Source organism: Thermobacillus xylanilyticus, from assembly GCF_907165215.1.
GTDB classification, from domain to species: domain Bacteria; phylum Bacillota; class Bacilli; order Paenibacillales; family Paenibacillaceae; genus Thermobacillus; species Thermobacillus xylanilyticus.
Map to the genome: position 1 here is coordinate 1 of NZ_CAJRAY010000092.1, position 7,180 is coordinate 7,180.

General features: G+C 64.4%; 7 protein-coding genes. 6 read left to right on the forward strand and 1 reads right to left on the reverse strand.

The window, feature by feature from the left end; translation table 11 throughout:
* The first annotated feature begins 87 nt into the window (after positions 1-87).
* Positions 88-1,914, forward strand: a complete 1,827-nt coding sequence (locus tag KJQ12_RS17455; RefSeq protein ID WP_213486483.1) for a UbiD family decarboxylase — start codon at positions 88-90, stop codon at positions 1,912-1,914.
* Between the two features lie 118 nt (positions 1,915-2,032).
* Positions 2,033-2,458 (forward strand): TerB family tellurite resistance protein, encoded by a 426-nt coding sequence (locus tag KJQ12_RS17460; protein ID WP_015254287.1) that lies wholly within the window; start codon positions 2,033-2,035, stop codon positions 2,456-2,458.
* 80 nt (positions 2,459-2,538) lie between these two features.
* Here KJQ12_RS17460 and KJQ12_RS17465 read toward each other — a convergent pair whose 3' ends face one another.
* The gene (locus tag KJQ12_RS17465) at positions 2,539-4,287 is read right to left on the reverse strand and encodes an alpha-glycosidase (protein ID WP_213486484.1); all 1,749 of its coding nucleotides are present in this window, start codon (positions 4,285-4,287) and stop codon (positions 2,539-2,541) included.
* 445 nt (positions 4,288-4,732) lie between these two features.
* Here KJQ12_RS17465 and KJQ12_RS17470 point away from each other — a divergent pair, with 445 nt between their 5' ends.
* The 4 genes from KJQ12_RS17470 (at position 4,733) to KJQ12_RS17485 (ending at position 7,062) form a co-directional block, all read left to right on the forward strand.
* Positions 4,733-5,482, forward strand: coding sequence for a glucosaminidase domain-containing protein (locus KJQ12_RS17470; RefSeq protein WP_015254289.1), 750 nt, complete (start codon positions 4,733-4,735; stop codon positions 5,480-5,482).
* A gap of 20 nt (positions 5,483-5,502) precedes the next feature.
* Positions 5,503-5,931: a phage holin family protein gene (locus KJQ12_RS17475; protein WP_015254290.1), complete on the forward strand. Its 429-nt coding sequence runs from the start codon at positions 5,503-5,505 to the stop codon at positions 5,929-5,931.
* A 107-nt stretch (positions 5,932-6,038) separates the two neighbouring features.
* Entirely contained in the window at positions 6,039-6,545 is a 507-nt protein-coding gene (locus tag KJQ12_RS17480; RefSeq protein WP_015254291.1) for a YhjD family protein, read from the forward strand.
* Positions 6,546-6,672: 127 nt separating this feature from the next.
* Complete coding sequence (locus tag KJQ12_RS17485) at positions 6,673-7,062, forward strand: cupredoxin domain-containing protein (protein WP_015254292.1); 390 nt, start codon at positions 6,673-6,675, stop codon at positions 7,060-7,062.
* Positions 7,063-7,180 lie beyond the last annotated feature (118 nt).

Below are 7,180 nucleotides of genomic sequence, written 5' to 3' on the forward strand. Positions count from 1 at the left end.
CCCGCATGTACGGTGGTGTGAGAGGTCGGGGGCTAGCCGCCCCCTCCTACTCGATTGTCCGAGCCGCTATCGGAAAGGAGCGTTCCGATGTACCGATCGTTGGAAGCCTGCGTGCTGGATCTGGAGCGGAACGGCCATCTGGTCCGGGTTCGCGAGGAAGTGGACCCCGAGCTGGAGATGGCCGCGATCCATCTGCGCGTGCACGAAGCCGGGGGACCGGCGCTGCTGTTCGAGAATGTGAAGGGAACGCGCTACCGCGCCGTGTCGAACCTGTTCGGCACGCTCGAGCGGAGCCGGTTTATTTTCCGCCGCACATGGGAGGCGGCGCAGCGCGTCATCGCGCTGCGCAATGATCCGATGCAGGCGCTGCGGAAGCCGCTGTCACAGGCCGGAGCGGCCTGGGCGGCGCTGAGCGCGCTGCCGAAGCGGGCGCGCAGCGCGGCGGCCGCGTTCGAAGAGATCACCGTCTCCGATCTGCCGCATATCCGGTTCTGGCCGATGGACGGCGGGGCGTTCATCACGCTGCCGCAAGTGTACACGGAAGATCCGGACAAGCCCGGGCCGATGCATGCGAACCTCGGGATGTACCGCGTGCAGCTCGGCGGCAACGACTACGTGCCGGATCGCGAGATCGGGCTGCATTATCAGATTCACCGCGGCATCGGCATTCACCAGCACAAGGCGGCCCGAAGGGGGGAGCCGCTCAAGGTCAGCATCTTCGTCGGCGGGCCGCCCGCCCATACGCTGGCGGCCGTCATGCCGCTGCCGGAGGGCCTCAGCGAACTGACGTTCGCCGGCCTGCTGGCCGGCCGCCGGTTCCGGTACGGCTATGCGGACGGCCATTTTCTGAGCCTGGACGCCGACTTCGTCATCACGGGCGAGATCCGTCCCGGAGAGACGAAACCGGAAGGGCCGTTCGGCGATCATCTCGGCTACTACAGCCTGGTCCATCCTTTTCCCGTCATGCGCGTGCACAAGGTGTACGCCAAGCGGAACGCGATCTGGCCGTTCACGGTCGTCGGCCGCCCGCCGCAGGAAGACACCGCCTTCGGGGAGCTGATCCATGAGCTGACCGGCGATGCCGTGAAGCAGGAAATTCCCGGCGTGAAGGAAGTGCACGCCGTCGACGCCGCGGGCGTGCACCCGCTGCTGCTCGCGATCGGCAGCGAGCGGTATGCGCCGTACGCGGAGCTGCGCCGGCCGATGGAGCTGCTCACGATCGCGAACCGGATTCTCGGCACGGGGCAGCTCAGCCTGGCGAAATATCTGTTCATCACCGCGGAGGAGGACCGGCCGCTCAGCACGCACCGGATCGAGGAGTTTTTCGGCTGGATGCTCGAACGGATCGACCTTCGGCGCGACATACATTTTCAGACGAACACGACGATCGACACCCTCGACTATTCTGGCACCGGCCTGAACGAGGGCAGCAAGGTGATCTTCGCGGCGTGCGGCCCGAAGGTGCGGGACCTGTGCACCGAAGTGCCGGAAGCGCTGCGCGATCTCGGGGAATTCGGCGGCGCGAGGGTCGTCATGCCGGGCGTCGTCGTCCTCGAAGGGCCGGCGTTCGGCAGCTACGGCGAGGCGGAGCGGCAGCTGCGCGGGCTGACGGACGCGCTTGCCGCGCGCGGACCGCTGACGGAATGTCCGCTGATCGTACTCGTTGACGACAGCGGGTTTGCCGCCGAGTCGCTGCGCAACTTCCTGTGGGTGACGTTTACCCGCAGCAACCCGTCGCATGATATATACGGCGTCAACGCCGAATACGCCTGGAAGCATTGGGGCTGCGACAACGTCGTGATCGACGCGCGGTCAAAGCCGCACCATGCGCCGCCGCTCGTGCCCGATCCCGCCGTCGAGAAGCGGATCGACCGGCTGTTCGCGCGCGGGGGGAGTCTCAGCGGCATCCTGTAGGCTGGCGGAGCCGCACGGGACGCCGGCCGGCGCGCGAAGCGGGCGGCGGATCCGGCAGGAGTTTCGACAGCCGGTGTCGAATCACAACCGACAAAGACACAGCAAGGAGCTGGGAGCGTTGTACCTTCATCTGCTGCAAAAACCGGAGCACAAAATCGCCTTCATGCGGCTCGCGCGCCTCTTGGCCGGCGCGGACGGATTCGTCGCGCGCAATGAGCGCAGCTATCTGCACGCTTTCGTGGACGAACTCGGCATGGCGGAAGAGGCAGTGACGGCCGTTGACGGCGCCGACGATATCGAGACCTGGCTCAAGGGGATACAGGATGAACAGGTGAAACACGTGTTCCTCGCGGAACTGATGCTGCTGGTGCTGGCGGACGGCACCCTGGGCGAGCATGAACTGCGGATTCTCGAGGAAGTGAAGCGCGTGTTCGGCTGCTCGGACGAAGTGTTCGAACGGTTCAAGGACTGGGCGTACCGGATGGACCATTTGCGGACGGAGGGCGTGAAGCTCATTCTCGATCCGACCCGGACACACGGATAACAGACAATCGAAGCCTCCCGGCTCTGGGGATTGCCGGGAGGCTTCTTCAGTTTATGCGCAGGGCGTTCGGGCGCCGGATGTCAGCCGACGGTTGCGTGCAAGACCCGGAAACCGAACGGCTCCAGGGCGATTTCCGCCGCGCCGCCCGGAGTGTCCGCCGTCTCCCGCGTGCGGACGTCCGTCCACGTACCCTCGCCGAGCGCAAGCCGCACCGATGCGGGCTGATCCTGGTTGTTGACGACGATCGCGTACCGCTCTTGTCCGGCGGAGCGCATATAGGCGAACACCTTCTCGCCGGCTTCGGCGCGGAGCACGCGGAAATCGCCGGTGCGCAACGCCTCCGCACCGCGGCGAAGCGCGATCAGCCAGCGGTAGAATGCCAGCAGGTCCCGGTTCTGGCGCGCCGGGTCCCATTCCATGCACTTCCGGCACCCCGGGTCGTGGCCGCCGGTCAGTCCGATCTCGTCGCCGTAGTACAGGCACGGCGTGCCGATGAACGTGAACTGCACGAGGGCGGCGAGCTTCATGAGCGCCGCGTTGCCGCCGCACAGCGTCAGCAGGCGCGGCGTATCATGGCTGCCCAGCAGATTGAAGGCGACTTCCGTTGCCCGCGTCGGGTAGGCGGCGAGCAGACGGCCGAGCCGGTCGGCGAATCCTCTGGCGTCAAGCTTCCGCTCGACGAAGAAATCGAGCACGGCCGTGGTGAACGGGTAGTTCATCACCGCGTCGAATTGGTCGCCCTGCAGCCAGGGCAGCGCGTCGTGCCAGATTTCGCCGAGAATGTAGGCGTCGGGCTTGGCCGCCTTCACGGTGTCGCGGAACCGGCGCCAGAACCGATGGTCGACTTCGTTCGCGACGTCGAGCCGCCAGCCGTCGATGCCGACTTCCTCGATCCAGTAGCGGGCGACGCCGAGCAGGTACTCCTGCACTTCGGGATTTTCCGTATTGAACTTCGGCATGTTGCGCTCGAACGCAAACGTTTCGTAGGTCGGGATGCCGTCCTTCACATCAAGCGGCCATTCCCGCACATGGAACCAGTCCGCGTACCGCGACGCTTCGCCTTTCTCCAGGCAGTCCTGGAACGGCGGGAAGGTGCGGCCGGCGTGATTGAACACGGCGTCGAGCAGGACGCGGATGCCGCGGGCGTGGCACGCGTCGACGAGCTCCTTCAGCTTCTCGTTCGTGCCGAAATGCGGGTCGACCTTCAGATAGTCGCGCGTATCGTATTTGTGGTTCGTCGGCGCTTCGAAGACCGGCGTGAAGTAGATCGCGGTCACGCCGAGCTCCGACAGGTAGTCGAGATGGTCGATCACGCCCTGCAGGTCGCCGCCGAAGAAGTTCGACGGCGTCGGCTCGCCGCCCCAGGGCCGGGTGCCTTCGGGATCGTTCGTCGGATCGCCGTTCGCGAACCGTTCGGGGAAAATCTGATAGAACACCGCGTCCTTCACCCAGGCCGGCGGTTCGAAAATGTCGCACGGGTTGACATACGGAAATTCAAACAGGTTCTGCGGATTGGCCGGCAAGTCCGCCTCGAATCCGAACTCGGTCATCCAGACGGCGGTCTGTCCGTCGTCGATCCGGAACGCGTAGCGCAGCCGCCGGAAAGGCGGCGTGACGAACGCCTGCCAGTAATCGAACAGCGCGTCGGAGGCGAACTTGCGCATCGGCTGGACGGCTTTCGTCCGGTCCCACGCGTATTTGTCTCCGAAAAGCACGCTCACCTCCCGCACATCATCCCGCTTCGTCCGCAGACGCAGCTCCACCGTGCCGGGGCCGCTGGCGCTGGCCCAGTTCCCCTTGGGACGGTGTTCGATCGCTTCGAGCAGCATAATCCCGATCCCTCCCGATCTTGAATTCGGCAATTCGGCGCAACAAAAAAGGCACAACCTCCCGCATGAAGTCGTCGAGGTTGTACCCGAAGGTAGCATTGCCTTCAAATTGTCGCATGGTTCAGGATCAGTATAACAGGCGGGATTTTCGCCGGTCAAGGGTGCGTGCGGAGGCCGTTTCGGAGCCGGCCCGGTCTGATCTGGTGCAAAAATGCACCACAATTGGGCGATCGGGCACCGCCCCGGCCCCATTTGGTGCAGAAATGCACCACAATTGGGCGATCGGAACCGAGTTGCCCCAATCTGGTGCAAAAATGCACCACAATTGGGCGATCGGGCGCCGGCATCGGCCGGAGGCTTGTACAATCGCCCGCACCCCCGGCACGCCGCCCGCATATTCTGGCAGCAGGACAAGTGTCTGCTCTTTGAAAAGGAGGTGTCCGGCATGACGCGCGAGCAGTTTTTCCGGACATTGGCGCCGATCGCCATCCGCGTCCGGCGTGAAGGATCGCCGCTTTTCGTATCCGTCCGGCTGGCGCAAAATTTGCTCGAGACCGGCGGGGTTATTCCTTTCTGGAACAACGTCTGCGGCATCAAGGTCGGCAGCGGCAAGCCGAACGCGCATTGGCGGGGCAAAACCGTGAACCGCTCGACATGGGAAGTGCGGGACGGGCGGAACGTCTTCGAATCGGCCGACTTCCGCGCTTACGACAGCATATATGACTGCTACAAAGACCAGGACCTGCTGCTGCGGCTGCCGCGCTACGCCCCGGTCCGGGCGGCCGATGAGCCGGAGAAGCAGGCGAGGGCGCTGCAGGCAAGCGGATACGCGACGGACCCGCGCTACGCGGACAAGCTGATCGACATCATGAACGCGCACGGCCTGCGGCGGTATGACCGGGAGGCGGACGAGGTCCCGGAGGGCGCCATGCCGGTTGCGATTGAAATTGACGGCAGCAAGATCGGGGACGGCTGTGCGATCGACGGGATCACGTGGGGACCGGCGCGGGCGATCGGCGAAGCGCTCGGCGCCTCCGTCGGCTGGAACAATGGCGAAGTGCTCATCAATGGCGAGCCGTGGCCGACGAAAGTGTTCGGCAGCGCAGGCTTCGTGCCGGTCCGCCGGCTCGCCGAAACGCTCGGCGCGCGCGTCGTTTGGGACGGCGCCGGGAGGAAGGTCATCATTCGGCGATGATGCGGAAAGGCGGGATCGACATGACGCTGCATCTCACGCCCGGGCTGGTTCTGTCGTCGGCGGGAGCGGTGGTCGGTTCCATTCTCTCGTTCGCTTACGGCGGATGGTCCGAGGCGCTCACGGCGCTGGTGGTCGCGATCGGGGTCGACTATGTGACCGGCGTCGCGGCGGCGGTGAAGCGGAAGCAGGGGTTGTCCAGCACCATCGGATTCCGCGGGCTGACGATGAAGGGAATCATGCTGCTCGTCATCCTGCTCGCCCACCGGATCGACGTGCTGCTCGGCGGCGGTTCGGCGGTGATGAGCGGCGCGATTTATTTCTATCTGGTCAATGAACTGATCTCGATCGCGGAGAACTGCGGGGAGCTCGGGATTCCTTTCCCGGACAAGTTGAAATCGCTTATCGCGGTGCTGCGCGACCGGGAGCCGCCCGACGGGAAACAGCAATAACGGAAGCGCGTCCCGTCCCTGCCGCAATCTTCCGCCGTCGCCCCCTTGATCACAGGCCGGTCAGCGGCTATAATAAGAACACACGTTCGCATTATGGAGGGATCAATATGGCCGCGGAGATCAGCGGACGGACGGGCAGTGCCGGCGCGGCGTCCATGCTGCCCGCCGCGGCTCCTGTGGCGCACGGCCAGCCGGGGGCCGAATCCGGACAGCCGGGGAGCGGGCCCGGGAAGCCGGCGCCGGAGCGGCAGCCGTCCCGGCCGCCGTTGCAGAGCGAAGACGAGCTGGAAGCCGTCAAGCGATACGTGTTGCTTGGCATCGCCGTCCGCATCCTCGATCACGATATCCGCGTCGTCGACTCGTCGAGGCTGAAGCTGCCGCGCTTCTACGAATCCATGCTGCGCGGGCTGCAGGACCGGGCGCTGCTCGAGCTGGCCGCGCTGCGGCGGATGTTCCGGACGGCCGGCATCAAGGTGTACGAGGAGCGGAAGGAGCCGGAAGGGCTCACGGCGGCCTACGTCTGCCGGGGATACCACCATCATTTCACAATGCCGTGGAGTTTCGTGCGCGCGGAAGCGGAAAGGCTGCTCAAGCGGTACGCCGCCCGGGACTGAGCGTTCAACGTTTTGTCACATAAGGGCAAAAACTTTTCGACTCCTCTCACATTAAGGTTGAGAAGAGCGGATCATGTTGGTTAATATAAGGGATAGACATTTACAGCACAAAGGGGAGCACGTAGCAATGCACAAATGGATCATGTTCGTCGTATTCATCGCGGCTTCCGTGTTCGGACTGTATCTGCTCGCGTTCGAGCTTCCGGAGAAACCGGTCGATGAGTCGGCGAACCTGCCCGAGGGAATGACGCTGCTCAAGATTCAGGCGTACAGCGATTTCACCTTTGACCAGCCCGAATACCGCGTGAAGCAGGGCGAGAGCATCCGTCTCGTGCTGCAGAACGTAAGCGGCGTTCACGGCATCGAGATCGCGGATTTCGGCATCAAGCTGGAAGGCGATACGCTGCAGCAGGACGTCGTGTTCGATCAACCCGGCGAATACGAGATCCACTGCTCGATCCCGTGCGGAATCGGACATACCGACATGAAGGCGAAACTGATCGTGGAAGCGGCGTGATCCGGGTCGGAAACCGGCATGACGAAGGAGCCCGTGGGAAGGCGGGCTCCTTTTTGCGTGCGGCGTGCCCAGAAAGCACGTATCTTCTAGCCGGTGAAAGTCCGGCCACGGGAGGGGC

Bases quoted from the DNA above. Each gene is read 5' to 3' on its own strand.
- KJQ12_RS17455 (WP_213486483.1), top strand. From the start codon at position 88: ATGTACCGATCGTTGGAAGCCTGCGTGCTGGATCTGGAGCGGAACGGC.
- KJQ12_RS17465 (WP_213486484.1), bottom strand. From the start codon at position 4,287: ATGCTGCTCGAAGCGATCGAACACCGTCCCAAGGGGAACTGGGCCAGC.
- KJQ12_RS17470 (WP_015254289.1), top strand. From the start codon at position 4,733: ATGACGCGCGAGCAGTTTTTCCGGACATTGGCGCCGATCGCCATCCGC.
- KJQ12_RS17475 (WP_015254290.1), top strand. From the start codon at position 5,503: ATGACGCTGCATCTCACGCCCGGGCTGGTTCTGTCGTCGGCGGGAGCG.
- KJQ12_RS17480 (WP_015254291.1), top strand. From the start codon at position 6,039: ATGGCCGCGGAGATCAGCGGACGGACGGGCAGTGCCGGCGCGGCGTCC.
- KJQ12_RS17485 (WP_015254292.1), top strand. From the start codon at position 6,673: ATGCACAAATGGATCATGTTCGTCGTATTCATCGCGGCTTCCGTGTTC.